Source organism: Pantoea sp. ANP04, from assembly GCF_041982285.1.
Lineage (GTDB): Bacteria > Pseudomonadota > Gammaproteobacteria > Enterobacterales > Enterobacteriaceae > Pantoea > Pantoea eucalypti.
This window is the reverse complement of the sequence record NZ_JAUTYS010000010.1, coordinates 62,572-83,543: the sequence shown is the minus strand read 5'-3', so window position 1 is coordinate 83,543 and position 20,972 is coordinate 62,572. Positions and strand designations below refer to the sequence as shown.

The window sequence follows — 20,972 nt, the reverse complement described above, 5'->3', positions numbered from 1 at the left end:
ATAGAAAGCTACGGGCGTAAAACGAATTTTCTATTCAGGCGTTTTCGGCCAGCTGATAGCTGGCGCATTTGTGATATCTGCAGCCTGTACCGCCTGCACGTACTTCATCCAGGTGGTCAGCGTGGCTTTATCCGCATCAGTAATGATGCCGGGCAGCAGCTGCGTCTGCCATGCCTGAGTAATTCCGTTGACCTCACTCACGCCCGCTGACTTTTCGCTGGCCGCTGCGTCAAGCAGTGACTGCTGCTGCGCATCGCCGTCGGTTACCCACTTTTCGCCGTCCCACTTGTCAAACGCGGTTGCCGGAGAATGCGTTATGTTGTCCGCCGGATTGTCGCCCAGTACCGTGATTTTCACCGGCGCGCCGCCTGAAATCGGGTAAGCCGTTTCACCGCGATGGTCCGGCACGCTAATGTTGGCTTTCATCGTGCCGCCCTTTTTGACTTCCAGCTGCGCCGTTTTGAGCAGCGTTGCGCATTCCACTTCTGGCGAGTCGAACAGGATTTTACCGTCGCTTTGATGGTTGCCGTCTGTATGCCGGTTGCGGTCAGTGCGCCGGTTTCCGGCTCGTATTCGATCACCGCATCGTCAGGAAATGACCAGCGCATCGGCCCAGGCAGACGGAGCCGGATTGCCATAAGAGAAAATTCCCGGCAGCACAAAGCCGGTATCAAGTTCACCACCGAGGCACAGTACAAGCACCTGCTCACCCATTGACGGCGCATTCCAGGAGCGGGTTTTACCCGCGCGGGCGCTGAATGTCTTCGGGTTGTTCATTCATGATTTAGATTTTATTTTCCCCACAAGCTAAAGCTAACATCAGTTACGCATAGCCAGCCCGTTGCGGCAGGAAAATGGCTACGCCATGCGCGTTATAACATCTCGTCCAGTCTGATTGGATGTTTCTTCTGACATTCTATATGCTTATTGGATATTAAAATGATCATGACACTATTTCACGTAGATGCAGTGTTTACAACGAATAAAAATCAGATGCTATAAATGAGAGGTTGAATAAGTGAAGCGTGTATTTTTATGGCTCATGCAATCATTTATCTATTTAATTCCTGCTGTTTTGATTGTTGCAGGAGTTTATATTTTCATTCGATTTATTTCTGAACATGCGGCGATTATTAGCATAATATGGGTGATGGTTGTTTCTTATGTGTATATTAAATACAATCGATGGTATTAGGTTTGTTAAGAGATCTTCGTGATCCTGATTTAATCGATAGCGTTAAAGTGTGAAGTGTGACGAAAAATGATCTCCTTAGTGAGGTTGGCTGCCATTTAGCGATTATATAATCTGGTTTCTCTGGTTAAGTCCTGTCTGAGATATGATAGAATCAGGCTCGCGCTATTTCTTATTTTCTGATATGTAAATCATCTTAATAACTGCTCTGTTATTCTTACTTTGGGTCCCCTTAATACTCATGATACCCCCCATTTTACTGCCAGCAGAACAGAGGCTTTCCGGACGCTTCTCCTCAAAATTGATCTCAATTAATATATCTAAACATCTTCCCCGAACGGTCCTCCACGTTTATTTAACGTATAAAAACCACGTCGTAACCTGCCCCGGTGATTTTTAACCAGGGTTTATTATGTTCTTAAAAAAAGTTATTCCTTGTGCGCTCGTAGCGTTAGCGAGTGCATCCATGTCTGGTTGTGTGATGGCAGAGGGAGGATACCATCGCGGCCCATCATCTGAATGGCATCATCACCATGCGTCTTATCAGGACCAGCAAAATGATAATGGCTGGAGCCACCATGCCGGACCAGCCGCATCAGAAAATAACGCTTCTCAGCATCTGGGGCCACCGCCAGCCTCGGATGATTCTACTGAACACAGGGGACCGGCAACTGACAGTGGCATTCACCGCTGGCAACCGAGCGACTCCGCTGAGTAATTGATACGAAGCATTTAGATGAACAGGGGCGCTATCGCCCCTTTTAACCGGTAATCGCCGTCTGAAAAGGTTCTTCACGATAAACGTGCTTCACGCATCCAGTAAGTCACTCATGATTTCCAAAGCTTTAACACGCAAAATCCCTTTAGTAACGCACCTCAAAACTGACTTCACTCACAAAGGCAGCAACAACTCTTTCTGTCCCGCACCCAAAGCTAATCTGTAATCTTGCCATCATTCCCGTATGGCATATTCTTGAGATTCAATCAAAAGGAGTAACGTTTATGAAAGCGGCAATTGCTAATAGTGAACACAAGGTTGAAGTTGTTGAGAAGACGCTGCGTCCTCTCAAAACCGGTGAAGCCCGGCTCAGGATGGAATGCTGTGGTGTATGCCATACCGATTTGCATGTTAAGAACGGTGATTTCGGCGATAAAACGGGTGTGACCCTGGGTCATGAAGGGATCGGTATCGTTGAGGAAGTCGCACCGGATGTGACGTCACTCAAGCCTGGCGATCGGGCCAGCGTCGCCTGGTTTTTCAAGGGCTGCGGTCACTGCGAATACTGTAACTCCGGTAACGAAACCCTCTGCAGATCGGTAATCAATGCCGGTTTCACAGCCGATGGCGGCATGGCTGAAGAGTGCATTGTCGTTGCAGATTACTCGGTCAAAGTCCCTGATGGACTTGATCCTTACGCTGCCAGTAGCGTCACCTGTGCCGGTGTCACCACCTATAAAGCGGTTAAGGTGTCAGAAGTTAAACCGGGACAATGGCTGGCCATTTATGGTCTTGGCGGGCTGGGAAATCTCGCGCTGCAATATGCAAAAAATGTCTTCAACGCCAAAGTGATCGCGGTTGATGTCAGTGATGGTCAGCTGGCACTGGCGAAGGAGATGGGAGCCGATCTGGTGGTCAATTCGGCCAGCGAAGATGCAGCGCGCATTATTCAGGAGAAAACCGGTGGAGCACATGCTGCTGTGGTGACGGCGGTGGCTAAAGCGGCCTTTAACTCGGCGGTGGATGCGGTGAGAGCAGGAGGGCGCGTCGTGGCTGTCGGACTGCCGCCGGAAGCGATGAGTCTAAATATTCCCCGTCTGGTACTTGATGGCATTCAGGTGGTGGGATCACTGGTCGGAACGCGAAACGATTTGGCAGAAGCCTTCCAGTTTGCGGCAGAAGGGAAAGTCGTGCCTAAAGTGACCAAAAGGAAGATTGGTGAGGTCAATGACATCTTTGATGAGATGGTGCAGGGCAAAATCCGTGGCAGGATGGTAATCGACTTCACCTGTCACTCTGCTGATTAAAGTTCATCTGACTCCTGCAAAGGCCCGCATCCTGCGGGCTTTTTAATATCGTTAAGATCTCTCTGAGCCCTTCAGAGCACAATCCTTCTAACCATTAATAAGCCAGTCTTTATGTTTCATGATGTGATTTTGACTTGAACTTTACCGGTAACATTATAGTTTATGGGGTGAAAGGCTATTACACACACGCGAAGGAGGGTTATTTATGGCGAAGCATCACTTACTTAAATCCATTGAAATAACAGCGATTGTGCTCTTTGTTCTGATACTGGCATATCTGATTTTGACAGGGTTACTGTCATCAACAGGCGTGGATCATGCCTGGCCTTATCCCAATCAGTAACTGAGTGCCACACCAGGGAAAGCATTAATAAAATGACCCTCTCACAGGGCAAACAACCCCGCGATGGCGAGGTTGAATTGACGTTATACCAGACTCACTGACAGCAGTATCAGCTCTTCGGTTTCCAGCGACAGATTTTTTTTGGTTTCGAACATAAAGGTTTCCAGCGCCTCCTCGACATCGTCGCCCTCAATAAAGGCGTGAGTCGTGACATGATTTTCACCTTCTGGTTTGATCACGTAAGAAACAAACCACTTCTTCTTTTCCATAATGCTTATCCTCGTTTTAAATCCTGATACCGCGTTTTGGCAATGGTATGTTTTTCTGCCAGACATTTAGCGGGTGGTGTGGAGTTCGACCAGCAAAGTCTAGTTCACCTCAGCAGGCGTGCTGGCGACGGCATGTGATAAACACCTGTTCAGAGCAGATAGATTGTGTAAGCGGCAATAAAAAAGCCCCATCCGGGGCTTTTTAAAAAAAAGAACGGCCGGTGTTAAAAACTCAACTGGTCTGATCGGCCAGCTTCGGCTTCAGCACGCGTTTACCCATCTGAATGCCGGGCTTCTCAACATACTTATAGAGTAAAGAGGCCAGGGCATAGGTTAGCGGGATGGTTGAGACACAGACGATCAGGAAGCGCATCATGTCGCTCTTAAACTCAATGTCGGTGTGAGTGAGCAGCAGCGCAATCATCGGGATCACAATCAGCAGGTGCAGCAGGTAGACCGAGAACGAGACGTCACCCAGCCAGGTGCTGAGACGGTTGTTCAGCAGCTTACGTGGCAGAGCAATCAGCGTTGCCATCAGGCTGCCCTGTGGGTATTGCCACAGAATTGCTGCCATCCCGACAATCATCAGCGCTTCCATTATCACCTGCAGCTTGATCGCGCCCATTCCCATTGCCACGCTGACGACCGGGCCGAGCAGCGCGAAGGCGACATAGAGCAGGGATTTACGGCGAATTGCTTCGGCCAGCAGCATGCCCGCCAGGAACATATTTAGCTTTATCAGAATCATGGAAGGCATTTCAAACGCCTCATAATAATCTGCCAGCACATACCGTCCGGCGCAGCAGAGCGCCATAATGCCTATCAGTGAGGCCGCATAACCAAAGCGCAGCGTCACCAGCATAATGAACGGAAACAGCACATAGAACTGCATCTCCAGCCCGATGCTCCAGTCAGGCAGCACGGTATTGAAACCATATTCGGGCAGCAGGCCGAACAGGAAGCTGAAGTGAGTGAGGATGTTTGCCAGCGACTGATCGGTGTAACGCGACGATTCAGTGGCGGTGCCGGAATAAAAATGGGCGATAGTGTCACGCATCTCGCCAAACCACGGGCCATAAATCAGCGCGATGATTAAAAGCAGATAGTAGAGCGGGGCGATACGGAAGAAGCGACGGATCCAGAACTTTTTAATGGTCTCCATGCTCTGCCACGGCTCTTTCTGCTGACGTTCAACATAGTTTTTCGCCATCAGATAACCCGATAACAGAATAAACAGATCGACCCCGATGCCAGGCGATGAAATCAGTGTGATGTGGCAATGTATCAGTAAGCTGATATGGCCAACCAGTACCCAGAGAGAGGCGATGCCGCGTAACCCCTCCAGCTCCGTGGACCAACCTCGTGTTGCAGACATAACTCTTCCTCGTTTTTATCCGACTTTTGGCGCTCACTAAGCCTTAAGACAACAGATATGTAAACGGGTCTTTACAAAAGTGAGAAGATTCCGACGCGGTCGGGAAGGGGAAATCAACTGAAACTGGAGAAGAGAGCACGGAAAGTTAAGGGTGTACGAAGGCACACCCATAACAAAAATAACTGAATCAAAATGCCTGTTATGCCAGCTTTAACAGGATCATGCCGGCCAGCAGCAGGGTCAGGCCTGCCCAGCCTTTACGATTCAGCCGTTGATCGAATAATACCCAGCCGGTCGTGACAGTCGCGATAATTCCAAAACCACCCCAGACCGCATAGGCAATCGACAGAGCAATACCTTTTACCGCCTGAGCCAGTGCGCTGAACGCAAGCAGGACACAGCAGAGTGAAAGCAGACCGTGCAGCGGTCTTTTAAACCCATCAGAATATTTAAGGAATATATTGGCGGCAATCTCCAGCACGATAGCCAGCGCCAGCCAGGCTGCGTGGACGAAATCAGCGATGACCATGATTAACCTCCGCTGATGAGTGCATGCCGGTTTTGATCAACACAATGCCAGCGACCAGCGTCATCAGTCCGCAGACTTTCATCGCAGACAACACTTCATCAAACAGCTGTACGCTGAATAATGTAATCAGCAGGATGCCAGCGCCTTCCCACAGGGCGTAAGCCACGCCCAGAGCTATACGTTTAATGGTGAAGCTCAGCAGGATATAAGAACAGGCAATCATGCCCAGCATCATCAGGTAGCCTGAGTGGCTGCCGTTGAGGCTGGACCATTTCATAAAAAGGGTGCCAATAATTTCAGTGATAATCGCGAGTGACAATAAAACCCAGGCGCGCATGGGAACTCTCCAGCAACGAAAAATGACGACCTGCCATAACGCACAGTGTGCAGGCAGACTCAAAACAGTATCGATGTGGTGAGGAAACTACAGGGCGTTACGCCAGTGCTGATCGGCGGCATTCCAGCAAGAGGGGAAAGCGGGGAAGAGGCAGGACATGAACATTCTGCTCATAAAATTTACAACGCATCCACATTGTTGCTTCTCATCAGTGGACGAATAGTGTCTCCGGTAAAACAGATGCTGGGTTTACAGCATTCTGCAAATCATCAAATAAACAGCAGATACTGCCTGGTTTGATTGCGGTTAAGGTTCAGGGGTTTACCGGGGCGAGTTTAGAAAATGATGGCGTGTAATAATAAGTGCGATAAATCGGGCAAAAAAAGTGCCGGATAACAGTCTGCCCGGCACCTTATAAGTGACACTGTAACTAACTATTCAGCACGCTGGGGGACTGTACGAACCGGGGCGTCACCAGCAACATAGTATGAAGCGGTGCTGCGTGGCAGTGGGTCGCGTCCACGGATCTTATCGGCAATCTTCTCGCCAATCATGATGGTGGTCGCATTCAGGTTACCGGTGATGATCAACGGCATAATCGACGCATCCACCACGCGTAATCCTTCCAGCCCATGCACGCGACCTTCGCCATCAACGACAGACATTGGATCGTTACCCATCTTACAGGTACCGCACGGGTGATAAGCGGTTTCGCCGTGATTACGGACGAATTCGTCCAGCTGTTCATCCGTCTGGCAATCCAGGCCCGGACTGATTTCACGTCCACGATACTTATCCAGCGCTGGCTGATTGATGATCTGGCGCGTGATGCGGATAGCATCGCGGAACTCATGCCAGTCCTGCTCATGCGACATGTAGTTAAACAGAATGGCCGGATGACGACGCGGATCGCGTGACTTCAGGCGCACATGACCGCGGCTTGGCGAACGCATCGAGCCGACGTGACACTGGAAGCCATGCGCATCAACGGCGTTAGAACCGTTGTAATTAATCGCTACCGGCAGGAAGTGATACTGAATGTTCGGCCAGCTGAACTCTTCGCGGCTACGGATAAAACCACCCGCTTCAAACTGGTTACTGGCGCCGATACCGGTGCCATTAAACATCCACTCTGCACCGATTTTCGGCTGGTTCCACCACTTAAGGGCCGGATAGATTGAAACCGGCTCTTTACACTCATACTGAAGATACATCTCCAGATGGTCCTGCAGGTTTTCACCCACGCCCGGCAGATCGTGAACCAGTGGAATATCGAACTGCTTCAGCAGCTCCGGTGAGCCCACGCCAGAACGCTGCAGGATCTGCGGCGAGGCAATAGCACCGGCACACAGCAGCACTTCACGGCGAGCGGTCACTTTATTAATGGTGTTGCTGTCGCCCTGCAGATATTCCACGCCGACTGCGCGTTTGCCATCGAACACAATGCGATCGGTGGTGGCATGAGTAATGATCTTCAGGTTTGCACGGCCTTTGGCCATGTCGAGATAGCCACGTGCGGTGCTGGAACGGCGACCGTTTGGTGTTACGGTACGATCCATCGGACCAAAACCTTCCTGCTGATAGCCGTTGAGGTCATCAGTGCGCGGATAACCCGCCTGCACGCCTGCCTCAATCATGGCTTCAAACAGCACGTTATTGCCGGCTTTAGGCGTGGCGACGCATACCGGGCCATCTCCACCGTGGAAATCGTTCGGGCCGATATCACGGGTTTCCGCTTTACGGTAATAAGGCAGGCAGTCCAGATAGCTCCAGTTCTCCAGCCCTGGTTCACTGGCCCAGTTATCGAGGTCCATTGCGTTACCACGGATGTAACACATACCGTTAATCAGTGATGAACCGCCCAGGCCTTTTCCGCGACCACATTCCATGCGGCGATTGTTCATGTACGGCTCTGGCTCAGTCTCATACGCCCAGTTATAGCGTTTTCCCTGCAGCGGGAAGGCGAGGGCAGCAGGCATCTGAGTGCGAAAATCAAAACGGTAATCCGGACCGCCCGCTTCGAGCAACAGAACGCTGACGTTGCTCTCTTCGGTCAGGCGGGTAGCCAGAACGTTTCCTGCGGATCCGGCGCCAATAACAATGTAATCATATTCCATTCGTCGTTCCTCAGGTTAAGTGATTAAAAGACTGACTGAAAACGCGTCAGCTCAACCTGCACGGACTTCACCTGGGTGTAGCTCTGCAGTGTCATCAGGCCATTCTCACGGCCAATGCCGGAGTGCTTATAGCCACCCACTGGCATCTCTGCGGCTGATTCGCCCCAGGTATTAATCCAGCAGATTCCTGCTTCGATCTGATGAATCACGCGGTGCGCTTTATTAAGATCCTGCGTCACCAGTCCGGCGGCCAGACCAAATTCGGTGTCGTTGGCACGGCGAATCACTTCTTCTTCGGTTTCATAGCTCAGGATCGACATGACCGGTCCGAAGATCTCTTCACGGACGATCTTCATCTCATCACGGCAGTCGGTAAACACAGTCGGTGCAACCCAGGCACCCTGGTCGAAATCACCACCGGTCAGACGTTTACCGCCGCACAGCAGGCGTGCGCCTTCAGCAATGCCCGATTCGATGTAGCGCATCACGTTATCGCGATGGCTGAAGCTGACCAGCGGGCCAAAGTTGGTGGCGGGATCACGCAGATCGCCGGCCTGAATACGGGCAACGCGTTCGCTGATTTTGGCTTCGAATGCCGCTTTCAGTTTTGCAGGAATAAAGACGCGGGTGCCGTTGGTGCAGACCTGTCCGGAGCTGTAGAAGTTCGCCATCATGGCGATGTCGGCGGCCAGATCGAGATCGGCATCATCAAAGATAATCAGCGGGGATTTACCGCCCAGTTCCATGGTGACTTCTTTCAGCGTTGAACCCGCTGCATTCGCCATTACTTTTTTGCCGCTGACAACGCCGCCGGTGAAGGAGACTTTGTCGATGCCAGGATGCTCAGTGAGCAACTGGCCGGTGACCGAACCGATGCCCGGCAGTACGTTAAACACGCCATCCGGCACACCTGCTTCGGTGTAGATTTCAGCCAGCTTCAGGGCAGTAAGCGGCGTCACTTCGCTGGGTTTGAAAATCATTGCGTTACCCGCAGCCAGCGCTGGGGCTGATTTCCACAGGGCGATCTGAATCGGGTAGTTCCAGGCACCGATACCGGCGACTACGCCCAGCGGTTCGCGGCGTGTATAGACGAAAGAGGTTTCACGCAGGGGGATCTGCTGACCTTCCAGCGCCGGAACGAGCCCTGCGTAATACTCCAGCACGTCTGCACCGGTGACGATATCGACCGCTGAGGTTTCGCTGTAAGGCTTACCGGTGTCGAGCATTTCCAGCTCAGCCAGCGCATCATTCCGCTCACGCAGAATATCAACAGCGCGACGCAGGATGCGCGAACGCTCCATGGCGGTCATCGCGGCCCAGACTTTCTGGCCTTTTCTGGCGGCAGCAACGGCGCGATTGACATCTTCCTGGCCGGCGGCATGAACCTCTGCCAGCACTTCGCCGTTGACCGGATTAATCGTCTGGAATGTTTCGCCAGACGCTGCGGCAACATAAGCGCCATCAATGTAGAGTTTCTGCTCGGTAAATCGGGACATGTTTTCTCCTTCCGTTATTCGTGCTCGCCAGCCAGTTGCTGACGGATGAATTGGGTGGTCAGTGTACGGGCGATGACCGGGCTGAAGGGCTTTCCACTCAGCGCGGCGCGGAGCCAGAGACCATCTATCAGGGCGGCCAGACCATGTGCGGCCAGTCGTGCCTTTTCCAGTGGCAGTTCACGCCGGAACTCGACCACCAGCGTAGAGTAGAGTCGCCTGCTGCTGACCCGCTCCAGGCGGTTGAGCTGGGGTTGATGCATGCTGCTCGACCAGAAGTCGAGCCAGGCTTTCATCACTGCCGTGTGCACCTGAGTTTCATCAAAATTCCCGTCAACGATGGCACGCAGGCGCTCTTCTGCCGGTGCATCGCGAAGCGGTTGTAACCGCGACAGTACTGCCTCACGGAGCTGGCGCGTGACATCACGCATTGTTGCTTCCAGCAAACCGTTCTTATCTTTGAAATAGTGACTGATGATGCCGGTGGACACACCCGCCCGACGGGCGATCTGGGCGATAGTGGCATCATTAATCCCTACTTCATTAATCGTGCTCAGGGTCGCATCAATCAGTTGCCGACGTCGTATCGGCTGCATCCCTACCTTTGGCATTGCTCCAGCTCCACCCTCAAATCGAGCCCCTATTTAAACTTTTTTTGATTGCACGTTCAATATAAAAAGAAACTTTGTTAGGATGCTGTTCTCAAAATGTAGCAAAAGCGAAACGGCAATGAGTGCTAAAATAGGCTGGCTTGCTGCACGCTCTAACAGGAAGTCACAGATAGAAACATAGCCGCACGGCCCGTAGTCCGGGGGCGGCACAACGTATCCATTGCGTATTTTCAGGACATTAACCAGAGGTAATCGATGAATAATCCACCTGCCGGTGAAAAAGACAGACTCAATCCCGTTGTATTTTATACCTCTGCCGGATTGATTCTGACGTTTTCACTTGTGACGATTCTCTACAGTGAACTGGCCGCGAGCTGGATCCTCAAGGCGGTAAACTGGGTCTCCGCCACCTTTGGCTGGTACTACATGCTGGCTGCCACGCTCTATATCGTGTTTGTGCTCTACATGGCCTGCTCACGCTTTGGCTCGATCAAGCTCGGGCCTGAGCACTCCAAACCCGAGTTCAGCGTGCTCAGCTGGTCTGCCATGCTGTTTGCCGCCGGGATCGGCATCGACCTGATGTTCTTCTCGGTCGCTGAACCGGTGACGCAGTACATGCAGCCACCGGAGGGCGCAGGGCAGACCCTTGAAGCGGCCCGTCAGGCGATGGTCTGGACGCTGTTCCACTACGGACTGACCGGCTGGTCGATGTATGCACTGATGGGCATCGCACTGGGCTACTTCAGCTATCGTTATAATCTGCCACTGACTATCCGTTCGGCGCTCTATCCTATTTTTGGTAAACGCATCTATGGCCCGATTGGTCACACGGTGGATATCGCAGCCGTGGTCGGCACCATTTTTGGTATCGCCACCACATTAGGGATAGGGGTCGTACAGCTGAACTACGGCCTGAAAGTGCTGTTTGATATTCCGGAAGGCCTTACCGCACAGGCTGCGCTGATAGTCCTTTCCGTCGTGATCGCTACAATCTCTGTCACATCAGGCGTCGATAAAGGAATTCGTTTTCTCTCTGAGCTCAACGTGATCATGGCTCTGGGGCTGATTCTGTTTGTGTTGTTCTTTGGCAACACCGAGTTCCTGCTGAATGCGCTGGTACTGAACGTCGGCGATTACATCAACCGCTTTATGGGCATGACGCTTAATACCTTTGCCTTTGATCGTCCGACCCAATGGATGAACAGCTGGACGCTCTTCTTCTGGGCGTGGTGGGTGGCCTGGTCGCCATTTGTCGGCCTGTTCCTGGCACGTATCTCACGCGGTCGTACCATCCGTGAATTCGTACTGGGCACGCTGATTATTCCTTTCACCTTTACGCTGCTGTGGCTCTCTGTGTTCGGTAATGCCGCGCTGTATCAGATCATTCATGGCAATACCGAGTTTGCGCAGGAAGTGATGAATCATGCAGAACGCGGCTTCTATAGCCTGCTGGCGCAATATCCGGCGTTTAAACTCAGCGCATCGATCGCCACCATCACCGGTATGCTGTTCTATGTGACCTCGGCGGATTCCGGTTCGCTGGTACTGGGTAACTTCACCTCACGCCTGAAAGACATCAATAGCGATGCACCGAACTGGCTGCGCATCTTCTGGTCCGTGGCGATTGGGGTACTGACCCTGAGCATGCTGATGACCAACGGTATCACTGCCTTGCAGAACACCACGGTGATCATGGGGCTGCCGTTCAGCTTTGTTATCTTCTTTGTGATGGCCGGGCTGTTTAAATCTCTGAAGATTGAAGACCACCGTCGGGCCAGCGCCACGCGCGACACTGCGCCTTATCTGGCGCATGCCACCGATCGTCTGACCTGGAAGAAACGCCTGTCGCGTCTGATGAACTATCCTGGCTCGCGCTACACCCAGCAGATGATGGAAAAGACCATTTATCCGGCGATGCAGGAGGTGGCGAAGGAGCTGGAGTTGCGTGATGGCCGCGTGACGCTGGAAAGCGTTGAGGCAGATGAGGCTAACCCGATTGGCTATCTGGATCTGCGCGTTCATCTGGGCGAAGAGCAGGACTTTATCTATCAGGTCTGGCCGCAGCAATATTCGATCCCGGGCTTTACCTATCGCGCCCGGAGCGGTAAGTCGACCTACTACCGCCTGGAAACTTTCCTGATGGAGGGCAGCCAGGGCAACGACTTGATGGATTACAGCAAAGAGCAGGTAATTATCGACATACTGGATCAGTATGAGCGACACCTGAACTTCATCCATCTCAACCGTGAAGCACCGGGCAGCAACATCAGCTTCCCGAGCGTCTGAATCAGGGCCCGTCAGTGAGCAATTGCTGGCGGGCTTTTTTTTCGCTACCGTCGTCCTGAACTAACCGTCTTCACCTGACGAAATCGACTATCTTTAGGGCTTTCTGGCCTGATGCCAGAAAAGCACAGACAGGGAGTCATGATGGGAAAAATATTCAGTACGTTTCTGCCGCTTTACACGACCACGTTGCTGATGCTGCTCGGTTCCGGTTTGCTGACCACCTATGTCTCATTACGGCTGGCCAGCGAGCATGTCAACGGCGCGCTGATTGGCTCAATCATTGCGGCCAACTACATCGGACTGGTGATCGGCGGCAAAGTGGGGCACAACCTGATAGCCCGCGTCGGCCATATACGCGCCTACGTGGCCTGTGCCGGGATCATTACCGCGTCTGTGGTTGGTCACGGGCTCACCGACTTTATTCCGTTGTGGGTCTTTCTGCGTCTGATTATCGGGCTCTGCATGATGTGTCAGTACATGGTGCTGGAGAGCTGGCTTAACGATCAGGCGGAATCATCCCAGCGCGGCATGATTTTCGGCTTATACATGGTCGCCACTTATCTTGGACTCAGTGGCGGACAGGTGATACTGAGCCTGCAATCGGGCTTTGGCGTCAGCACCCTGCTGATTGTGGCACTCTGTTTCGCACTCTGTCTGGTGCCAATTGCGCTGACGACCCGCACTCACGTCAGGCCGATGACACCTGCGCCGATGGAGCTGGGCTACTTTATCCATGCGATCCCCAAACTTCTCGGCACCACACTGGTGACCGGTATGGCCATTGGCGCGTTCTACGGCCTGGCACCGGTCTACGGCAGCAGTAAGGGATTTACTACCAGCCAGACCGGCTATTTTATGAGTCTGACGATTTTTGCCGGTCTGGTATCGCAATTTCCGCTGAGCTGGCTTTCTGACCGCTTCGATCGTCAGCGACTGCTGTTTATCATTGCCATCCTGTTTGCCGTAGCCTGTGTGCCGCTGGTGGTGTTGCCGCACCTGACCTTCCACTGGATGATCGGCATCGCCTTTGCTGCCAGCATGATGCAGTTTGCGCTCTATCCGTTGCAGGTGGCGCTGGCCAACGATCAGGTTGCCCCCGAGCGTCGTGTCTCGTTAACCGCCTGTCTGCTGATGGCGTTTGGTATCGGCGCCAGTATCGGGCCGCTGGTGGTGGGCGCGCTGATGGAGCCGCTCGGCAGCAATATGCTCTATCTCTTCTTTATGCTCTGCGCGCTGGTGATCGGCGGACTGAGCTTTGTCCGAGCGCCTGGCCCGCTTCCGACGACCGAAGTGCCGCTGCCGCACGTGGTGATGCCTGACAGTCTGGCGACCTCGCCACTGGGTGCTGCGCTGATCCCAACGCTGGAAGAGGAGGTGATTCATGCGTCAATGGGCGGTCAGGAGCCGGAAGATGAACGCGAAAGTGACGAAGACACGAGGGTCGAAGAAAATTTGACGGATGATATCCCTGAGAATCAGCAAAATAAATAGCGCCCGCATGGCATTGCGACGCTCGCCGCTGTCTGTACGGTTTAAGCAGGATGTCCGGATCTGGCGCACACCTGTCCGTTTACTGGCTCGACATCCGGGCCAGTAAACGCGATGCTGACGGATACACTTCTTCAGGAGTCACTCTATGCTGGAACTTCGCCCCAACTGTGAACGCTGCGATGTTGATCTTCCGCCATCCTCTCTGGCGGCTCGCATCTGCTCGTTTGAATGCACATTCTGCGCTGACTGCGATGAGCATCTCGCGCATATTTGTCCCAACTGCAGCGGCGAACTGGTGCGCCGTCCGGTGCGTCCGGCAGAGAAGTTGCAAAAATACCCGGCTAAACTGCGCAGTTGATCTCAAATGACAACGAAAATGTTTCGGACAGAATAGCCTGTCGTCTCTGATGTCGTTATCATAAATTACGTCCCTTACAGAGCTACCACCTTAACTGAGTGCCGGAGATAAGCGCCGGAAGGGACGCACTTTTCACCCGCCATAAATTTCTCTTCCCCCAATAGCCTTACACTCTCTGCCTGCTTCCTTTGCACTCAGCTTTCCTTTTCCCCATGCCGGTTCAGGTTGAGCTCTGACTATACTTTGGGGATATTTTCAGCAGAGAGGCGGGGGCAGCGATGTGTTACCACGTCCTGAATGGCGCGAAGTGGCGGCGGATCTGGGTCGTTGGCGATCTGCATGGTTGCCGTCGCGAACTGGATCTATTGCTGGAGCAGCATAAGTTTGATCCGCAGCAGGACTTACTGATTTCGGTTGGCGACATTATCGATCGCGGGCCGGACAGTCTGGGTTGTCTGGCGCTGCTGCAGGAACCCTGGTTTCGCTGCGTACGGGGAAATCATGAGGAAATGGCGCTGTCGGCGTTGCAGGGCCAGGAGATGGCGCTCTGGCAGATGAACGGGGGAGACTGGTTTTTTCGTCTGCGTGGCGCGGCGCTGATCGCGGCACGTCACGCGCTGCGCCGCTGCCGCGAGCTGCCGCTGATCCTTCATCTGCAACTCGGCGAGCGCATTATTGTCATTGCTCATGCGGATTATCCTGCTCAGGAATACGCGCTCAATAAGCCACTCGACTGGCAACAGGTGGTCTGGAGCCGTCAGCGGCTGGAGGGTATTGAGTCAGGTGAACAGGCAGGCATCCGTGGCGCGGACGCCTTTTACTTTGGGCACACGCCACTAAAACAATCGCTGACGATTGCCAATCTGCACTATATCGATACCGGTGCAGTGTTTGGCAATCATCTGACCCTGCTGCGACTAAAATGAGTTACCGGAACAGGCGTCCGTCGCGAACCAGTTCACGTGGGTAGCTGTTCTTGATGCGGGTACCGACTTTCTTTGCCAGCCCCAGCGGCTGGTGCTGATACGTCACAATCATCTCGTTGTTTGCGGGTGCGGTTTCCGGATAGATATCCCGGCCGCGATACCACTCTTCCGCCTCTGCCGCCGTTAGCTCAAAGGTCTGCGTCGTATCGGGCTGCGCCAGTGCAATCACCGCTTCATGTTGCCAGCGATAGCCTTTGGCAAACGTTTCTGCCAGCTTCAGGCCAATGCGTGAAAACCGCACTTTGCCAAGCAGCGGGGTGACGGCTTTAGGGAATAGCCAGATCTCTTTATCACGCTGCCACAGCTCCAGTGAGTCATCCCATCTTATAGAGACGGCCGCGGCGGCCTGCGCGATCTCACTTTCCAGTTTGCGGCTAAGGTGAGAGAAGGGCAGCTTACCGACTTTATAACCTGGCACTGGAAGGGGCTCGACCGATGCGGTTTTACGCAGACGGGCCACGAAGAAACCTTCGCTGTCGAACATCTGCGGGAAGACATGCAGATAACCTTCTGGCGTCGCGGCCTTTTCGGCACCGCTAAACAGCCCCTCCAGCGGCACGACCTCAACTGCATCCGGGTAGCGCTGCAACAGCCAGTCAATCACCTGCTGATTCTCAATCTGGTTCAGGGTACAGGTCGAGTAAACCAGCGTGCCGCCCGCTTTGAGTGCGTGAAAGGCGCTGTCGAGCAGATCGCGCTGAGTATCGGCGATCGCTTCTGTGCTGGCCAGCGACCAGTTTTTCAGCGCGTCAGCATCTTTGCGAATCACCCCTTCGCCGGAGCAGGGCGCGTCGAGCAGGATGGCGTCGAACTGTTCCGGCAATGCTGGGCCAAATACCCGCGCGTCAAAGTGCGTTAAGGCACTGTTGCTGACGCCGCAGCGGCTGATGTTGGCGTGCAGCACTTTTACCCGGCTGGAGGAGAATTCGTTTGCCAGGATAACGCCCTGATTGCCCATCCGCGCAGCGATCTGGGTGGTTTTAGAACCCGGCGCCGCCGCCATATCCATCACCGCGCTGACCTCTGGCTGAGTGTCAAACAGGGCGGTTACCGGCAGCATGGAGCTGGCTTCCTGAATGTAGAACAGGCCGCTGAGGTGCTCAGCGACGCTGCCCAGCGGCAGGCTCTCATCTTCCCGGCTGATCCAGAATCCCTCTTCGCACCACGGCACGGGCGTCAGCTGCCAGCCATAACCTGCAGTCTGGCTCAGGAAATCGGCCACGCTTATCTTCAGGGTATTGACGCGAATACTGCGGCGCAGGGGTTGCTGACTGTACGCAATAAATTGCGCGAAGCTCCCCTCATCGGGCAGGCTCTGACGCATTAACGAGAGAAAATCGGCGGGGAAAAACGAAGAAGCTTCGGACACGGGCACATTCCAGTTAAGGCAAAGGCGGCAGTGTATCATGCGGAAAGGAAACGGGTAGCCTTGCTGCCCGTTTGAGGCTGCTGATAAACCCAAATCAGGGTGAATCTGGCCGCAACGGATAAACTCAACGCGCAGGGAACACGGGCAGAAGAGGAAAGCGTCCCGCGCCAGGGACGGCGAGGGCCGGGCATCCCTGGCATGCTCAGCGCGGCCCATCCCTGGGCCGCGATGCTTTGCTACAGGCGTATACTCCCATCGCTTTACGTTTTGAGCCGTCTGAAAGAAGCGGCCCGTTCAGACTCAATTAACGCGGAGACGGAATCGCCGTTCCCCAGTTACGCCACTCTTTCGGCGCTTCATCCTGCAGCAGGAAGTGTTTATCCGGATTCGCCTGCGGTGCCAGCGGCACCGTCGGCGGCGTCGCAAACTGAATGCCACCGCGAATAAACTGCTGGAAGGTACCGGTTTTCACCACGCCGCCCACCAGGCCGAAGTCGAGGTTGTAACCGGACGCCTGCCAGAACACCGAGTTATTACGCACCAGATGCTGGTACTTCTTACTGATGCGCAGGGCGATCTGCACGCGATCTGCCATCGTACCCAGCGAGGTGCCGGTCACCGTACCCACTTCGACACCGCGGAACAGCACCGGCGTGCCCAGCGACAGCGAGCCTGCCTCCGTGGCATCAACATAAATGTTCAGGCCATTCAGGTAACGTGAATCGGTGATCGTGCTCTCCTGCAGCTCGAAGGTGCGCACCGCACCGCCTTTGCCTGGATCCACGTTAACGTAAGGCTGCAACAGGGTTTCCAGATGATTCACTCCGGTGGCGGAAATCTCCGGTGAAACCACGGAGAAACGGCTGCCGAGACGGGCGAAATCATTCACATACTCCGGATAGAGCACCGCTTTCGCTACGACCTGGTTGTTATCTTTGCTCAGCGACAGTGACTCTACCTGGCCGACATTAATTCCCAGATAACGAATCGGCATACCGGCCGAGAGCTTACTGGCGTCGTAGGTGTGCAGCGTAATCTGACTGCCCACCGCGCGTGCCGCCGTCTCAGACGGATAGAGCACGCGTTTTGCCCCTTTGGCCGACTGCGCACCACTCATATTGTCGAAGCTGATTGCGCCTTTCAGCGCACGGTTAAGCGGCGATGCCTGCACCGTCAGGCCGCTGCCGTTAAGGCTCACACGTGCGCCGCCCTCAGCCCAGAACACGCTCTCGCTGGTCAGTAGCTTGCGATATTCCGGCTGGATGTGGACCGCAATATCAAAGGCATCCGCGCGCGGTGTGACTTTGACAATTTCCCCCACCTGATACTTGCGATAAAGCACGACAGAACCGGCCTGCACGTCAGGCAGGCTGTTGGCGGTCAGCGTCAGCGTTGTAGAAGGGCCATCACCTGTGATGCCTTCTTCCGCTTTTTCAGCATCAGCGAACAGCGGATAGGCACTTTTCGGCTCACCTTTTTTGCCCGGATCCAGCCGGATACCGCCATCTACCCACTCACGGGCGCTGGCGCCTAACACCTGCATGCCATCAAGGCCAAACTTCACATCAAGGCGGCTGTTAACGATAAATTTGCTGTCGCCATGCACCAGATCGCGATTTTCAGGATTAACCGCCACCACGAAGTTAACGCCATTTTCATCCAGCGAACGTGATATCACCTGGCCAATCTGCATACCGTGCAGCATCAGCGGCTGGCCCTGATCGATACCATAACTCTCCGGTGCACTGAGTTTGACCGTCAGCACGTTAGGTTTCTGCAGCAGGGTCTCGCTGGATGGCAGCACGGTGAAGTGCTGTTGCGGCTCGCCTTCGCCAGGCACCAGTTCCAGCGTGTTGCCGGTCAGCAGGGAGCTGAGGCTGGTATCCGTCAGGCTGATTTTCGGGCTGTGCATCTCAATGCGGGTGCCGCTGCGCATCAGACCCACCACGGAAGGATCGATGGTCAGCTCGCCGGTGACTTTGCCGCCATCCAGCAGGTTCAGTTTGGTCAGTGTGCCGACCTCCAGGCCCTGATACATCAGCGGGGTGCTGTCTGCCTTGAGATTTTTTCCGTCAGGCAGGTCCAGTGTGATCTGAACGCCACGCTGACTGTGTGCCAGATCGGGATAGAGCCGGTAATTTTGTTCAGCCTTGGCGGTTTCCGAACCTTGTGGGGAGTCAAACGCAATCGCGCCATTCACCAGCGCTGCCAGGCTCTCAAGCTGGACTTTAGCACCGCTCAGGCTGACATCAGCATTGACGCCCGACACATTCCAGAAGCGGCTGTTGGTCTTCACCAGATTGATAAAGCGACGGTCAATCAGTACATCAATTGCCACGCCATCAGCTTTATTATCAATGCTGTAGTCATAGACACGGCCAACCGGAATTTTGCGGTAATAGACCAGCGAGCCGGTATTGAGCGAGCCAAGATCCGGCGCATGCAGATGAATCATCAGTTCGCCGGTATTCACGCGATATTTAGGTTGAGTATCCAGCGCGGTAAACGCCTCGCTGGGTTTACCTTTGCCTGGCATCATCCCGATATAGTTACCGCCGACCAGCGCATCCAGCCCCGACACACCTGCCAGTGAGGCTTTAGGCGTCACCAGCCAGAACTGCGTGTCTTCACGCAGCGCGTCGCGCATATCGCTTTTGATGCTGGCTTTAATCTGAATGCGGCGATAATCGTCGCTGAGATTAATGCCCTGCACGGTGCCCACTTCCACACCCTGATACCGGATCGGTGTGCGGCCCGGCACGATACCATCCGCCGTCTGGAAATTGATGGTGATGGTGGTGCCGCGCTCCTGATAGTTAGCCCAGAGCAGCCAGCCTGCGATGAGCATCGCAATGATCGGCAGCAACCAGAAAGGCGAAATTTTACGCTTATTGCGCAGCGTGGCGTTAGTCGGTGTAGTCGGCGTTTCCTGTTGCATGTGCATCCCAGAGCAGGCGGCTGTCCAGCCACTCAACAGACATAATGGTCAGGATGACGGCCGCGCCAAAAAACAGCGCCGCCGGTCCCATGGTAAAAGCCAGCAGCTGATCACGGTTGACCAGCGACATGGTTAACGAAATGACAAACAGATCGAGCATTGACCAGCGGCCAACCCAGGTGACAAAGCGCAGTAACCGTATGCGGGTTCTCAGCCCCTGTTCACAGCGAAAATGAATACTGAGCAACAGCGTCAGCATCACCAGCACCTTGATAAAGGGCACTAAAATACTGGCGATAAAAACAATTGCTGCCACCGGAATGTTGCCTTCAGCCAGCCCCAGGATGCCGGAAAAGATCGTGTCTTCACGCCGTGAACCATTCAGATAAACCACGGAAATGGGCATCAGGTTCGCAGGAATCAGCAGCACAATCGAGGCGATCAGTGCGGCCCAGGATTTCTGAAGGCTGTGACGGCGCCGGAAGTCGAGCGGCGTATGGCAACGCGGGCAGCGGCCCCGTTCATCGGCTACGCCCGTGTTGTGACAGTTCAGACAGACCTGCATCTCGTTGCGGGCCATATTGCCGGGACGTTGCGGGTAGAAATGCTCCCACAGCTGCTCAATATTCAGGTGGATCATCGTGAGCACGCTCAGTACCGTCAGGGCAATGTAAGCTGCCAGCCCGTAACCGATCTCCAGCGACGCATAGTCCTGCACTTTAATCGACGCCACGGCGATGCCGATCAGATAGATATCGAGCATGACCCACTCTTTCAGCTTCTCCAGCATCAGCAGCACCGGTCGCAGGTTCATACCAAGCTGATGACCAATGCCGAGATAACAGATGCCGGCCACCAGCGTCACCGGTGCGCCAATGGTGCAGAACGCCACCATTGAGGCGGTCAGTACATCACCCTGCTGGGTCATCTGGATCACGCCTTCCAGCACGCTGGCATTGATGCGCATGCCAAGCAGCCGGATATCCACCAGCGGCAATGAGAATGCAAAGGGCATCAATACCATCATGGTGGCGGCCATCGCCATAAGGCGAGTCATTGACCAGTCCCGACCACTGAGAATCTCGGCGTTACAGCGCGGGCAATAAGCCGACTGATGCGATTTCACATCCGGTAAGGAAAAAAGGGTATCGCATTGCGGGCAACGCTGATAACGTGCGTGAGGCAATGTCTGGCTGATAGCGTGAATTTTCATAGGGTGATGCAATCTTCGCTCTTCAGAAGTAACAGATATC

At 54.0% G+C, this 20,972-nt stretch carries 16 protein-coding genes and 1 pseudogene; 5 read left to right on the top strand and 12 right to left on the bottom strand.

The window, feature by feature from the left end:
* Positions 1–30: 30 nt before the first annotated feature.
* Together Q7C21_RS14500 and Q7C21_RS14495 are read right to left on the bottom strand one after the other, a co-directional pair.
* Complete coding sequence (locus tag Q7C21_RS14500; protein WP_078804517.1) at positions 31–426, bottom strand: tail fiber assembly protein; 396 nt, start codon at positions 424–426, stop codon at positions 31–33.
* Positions 409–756: pseudogene (locus Q7C21_RS14495) on the bottom strand (phage baseplate assembly protein V); the annotation flags it as partial. The pseudogene Q7C21_RS14495 and the gene Q7C21_RS14500, both read right to left, overlap by 18 nt.
* 1,438 nt (positions 757–2,194) lie before the next feature.
* Between Q7C21_RS14495 and adhP the strand changes: the two are divergent.
* On the top strand, positions 2,195–3,217 hold the full coding sequence (gene adhP, locus Q7C21_RS14490) for an alcohol dehydrogenase AdhP (protein ID WP_375150810.1): 1,023 nt from the start codon (positions 2,195–2,197) through the stop codon (positions 3,215–3,217).
* Positions 3,218–3,643: 426 nt separating this feature from the next.
* Here the strand turns inward: adhP and Q7C21_RS14485 are convergent, their stop codons facing one another.
* From Q7C21_RS14485 to betI, 7 genes are all read right to left on the bottom strand, one after another.
* Positions 3,644–3,829 (bottom strand): hypothetical protein, encoded by a 186-nt coding sequence (locus Q7C21_RS14485; protein ID WP_375150809.1) that lies wholly within the window; start codon positions 3,827–3,829, stop codon positions 3,644–3,646.
* A 232-nt stretch (positions 3,830–4,061) separates the two neighbouring features.
* Entirely contained in the window at positions 4,062–5,204 is a 1,143-nt protein-coding gene (locus tag Q7C21_RS14480) for an acyltransferase (protein WP_008925336.1), read from the bottom strand.
* Positions 5,205–5,403: 199 nt separating this feature from the next.
* The gene (gene mdtI, locus Q7C21_RS14475; RefSeq protein WP_375150808.1) at positions 5,404–5,733 is read right to left on the bottom strand and encodes a multidrug/spermidine efflux SMR transporter subunit MdtI; all 330 of its coding nucleotides are present in this window, start codon (positions 5,731–5,733) and stop codon (positions 5,404–5,406) included.
* The gene (mdtJ, locus tag Q7C21_RS14470; protein ID WP_312544803.1) at positions 5,720–6,070 is read right to left on the bottom strand and encodes a multidrug/spermidine efflux SMR transporter subunit MdtJ; all 351 of its coding nucleotides are present in this window, start codon (positions 6,068–6,070) and stop codon (positions 5,720–5,722) included. Before mdtJ ends, mdtI begins: the two co-directional genes overlap by 14 nt.
* Positions 6,071–6,504: 434 nt before the next feature.
* Entirely contained in the window at positions 6,505–8,187 is a 1,683-nt protein-coding gene (gene betA / locus Q7C21_RS14465; RefSeq protein ID WP_003852665.1) for a choline dehydrogenase, read from the bottom strand.
* Between the two features lie 23 nt (positions 8,188–8,210).
* A complete protein-coding gene (gene betB / locus Q7C21_RS14460; protein WP_003852666.1) occupies positions 8,211–9,683 on the bottom strand; it encodes a betaine-aldehyde dehydrogenase in 1,473 nt (490 codons plus the stop codon).
* 14 nt (positions 9,684–9,697) lie between these two features.
* On the bottom strand, positions 9,698–10,291 hold the full coding sequence (betI, locus tag Q7C21_RS14455; protein ID WP_008925333.1) for a transcriptional regulator BetI: 594 nt from the start codon (positions 10,289–10,291) through the stop codon (positions 9,698–9,700).
* 255 nt (positions 10,292–10,546) lie between these two features.
* Between betI and Q7C21_RS14450 the strand changes: the two genes are divergently transcribed.
* The 4 genes from Q7C21_RS14450 to Q7C21_RS14435 all read left to right on the top strand — a co-directional run bounded on the left by Q7C21_RS14450 (position 10,547) and on the right by Q7C21_RS14435 (position 15,352).
* Entirely contained in the window at positions 10,547–12,577 is a 2,031-nt protein-coding gene (locus Q7C21_RS14450) for a choline transporter (protein WP_078804474.1), read from the top strand.
* A 141-nt stretch (positions 12,578–12,718) separates the two neighbouring features.
* Positions 12,719–14,068, top strand: coding sequence for an MFS transporter (locus tag Q7C21_RS14445; RefSeq protein ID WP_375150860.1), 1,350 nt, complete (start codon positions 12,719–12,721; stop codon positions 14,066–14,068).
* Positions 14,069–14,213: 145 nt separating this feature from the next.
* The gene (locus Q7C21_RS14440; RefSeq protein ID WP_003852670.1) at positions 14,214–14,426 is read left to right on the top strand and encodes a DUF1272 domain-containing protein; all 213 of its coding nucleotides are present in this window, start codon (positions 14,214–14,216) and stop codon (positions 14,424–14,426) included.
* A gap of 278 nt (positions 14,427–14,704) precedes the next feature.
* Positions 14,705–15,352 carry a metallophosphoesterase gene (locus Q7C21_RS14435; RefSeq protein ID WP_003852671.1) on the top strand — a complete coding sequence of 216 codons (648 nt, stop codon included), beginning with the start codon at positions 14,705–14,707 and terminating at the stop codon, positions 15,350–15,352.
* Position 15,353: 1 nt separating this feature from the next.
* On the opposite strand, the gene rsmF is transcribed toward Q7C21_RS14435, so the two are convergent.
* The 3 genes from rsmF to yebS all read right to left on the bottom strand — a co-directional run bounded on the left by rsmF (position 15,354) and on the right by yebS (position 20,932).
* Entirely contained in the window at positions 15,354–16,781 is a 1,428-nt protein-coding gene (gene rsmF, locus Q7C21_RS14430) for a 16S rRNA (cytosine(1407)-C(5))-methyltransferase RsmF (protein WP_197066365.1), read from the bottom strand.
* A gap of 304 nt (positions 16,782–17,085) precedes the next feature.
* The gene (locus Q7C21_RS14425; RefSeq protein ID WP_003852673.1) at positions 17,086–19,719 is read right to left on the bottom strand and encodes a PqiB family protein; all 2,634 of its coding nucleotides are present in this window, start codon (positions 19,717–19,719) and stop codon (positions 17,086–17,088) included.
* Positions 19,688–20,932, bottom strand: a complete 1,245-nt coding sequence (gene yebS, locus Q7C21_RS14420; protein WP_003852674.1) for a membrane integrity lipid transport subunit YebS — start codon at positions 20,930–20,932, stop codon at positions 19,688–19,690. The genes Q7C21_RS14425 and yebS overlap by 32 nt, the downstream gene beginning before the upstream one ends.
* Positions 20,933–20,972 lie beyond the last annotated feature (40 nt).

Bases quoted from the DNA above. Each gene is read 5' to 3' on its own strand.
- Q7C21_RS14450 (WP_078804474.1), top strand. From the start codon at position 10,547: ATGAATAATCCACCTGCCGGTGAAAAAGACAGACTCAATCCCGTTGTA.
- betB (WP_003852666.1), bottom strand. From the start codon at position 9,683: ATGTCCCGATTTACCGAGCAGAAACTCTACATTGATGGCGCTTATGTT.
- yebS (WP_003852674.1), bottom strand. From the start codon at position 20,932: ATGAAAATTCACGCTATCAGCCAGACATTGCCTCACGCACGTTATCAG.
- Q7C21_RS14500 (WP_078804517.1), bottom strand. From the start codon at position 426: ATGAAAGCCAACATTAGCGTGCCGGACCATCGCGGTGAAACGGCTTAC.
- betA (WP_003852665.1), bottom strand. From the start codon at position 8,187: ATGGAATATGATTACATTGTTATTGGCGCCGGATCCGCAGGAAACGTT.
- Q7C21_RS14480 (WP_008925336.1), bottom strand. From the start codon at position 5,204: ATGTCTGCAACACGAGGTTGGTCCACGGAGCTGGAGGGGTTACGCGGC.
- Q7C21_RS14440 (WP_003852670.1), top strand. From the start codon at position 14,214: ATGCTGGAACTTCGCCCCAACTGTGAACGCTGCGATGTTGATCTTCCG.
- Q7C21_RS14435 (WP_003852671.1), top strand. From the start codon at position 14,705: ATGTGTTACCACGTCCTGAATGGCGCGAAGTGGCGGCGGATCTGGGTC.
- adhP (WP_375150810.1), top strand. From the start codon at position 2,195: ATGAAAGCGGCAATTGCTAATAGTGAACACAAGGTTGAAGTTGTTGAG.
- Q7C21_RS14425 (WP_003852673.1), bottom strand. From the start codon at position 19,719: ATGCAACAGGAAACGCCGACTACACCGACTAACGCCACGCTGCGCAAT.
- Q7C21_RS14485 (WP_375150809.1), bottom strand. From the start codon at position 3,829: ATGGAAAAGAAGAAGTGGTTTGTTTCTTACGTGATCAAACCAGAAGGT.
- Q7C21_RS14445 (WP_375150860.1), top strand. From the start codon at position 12,719: ATGGGAAAAATATTCAGTACGTTTCTGCCGCTTTACACGACCACGTTG.
- mdtI (WP_375150808.1), bottom strand. From the start codon at position 5,733: ATGGTCATCGCTGATTTCGTCCACGCAGCCTGGCTGGCGCTGGCTATC.
- mdtJ (WP_312544803.1), bottom strand. From the start codon at position 6,070: ATGCGCGCCTGGGTTTTATTGTCACTCGCGATTATCACTGAAATTATT.
- betI (WP_008925333.1), bottom strand. From the start codon at position 10,291: ATGCCAAAGGTAGGGATGCAGCCGATACGACGTCGGCAACTGATTGAT.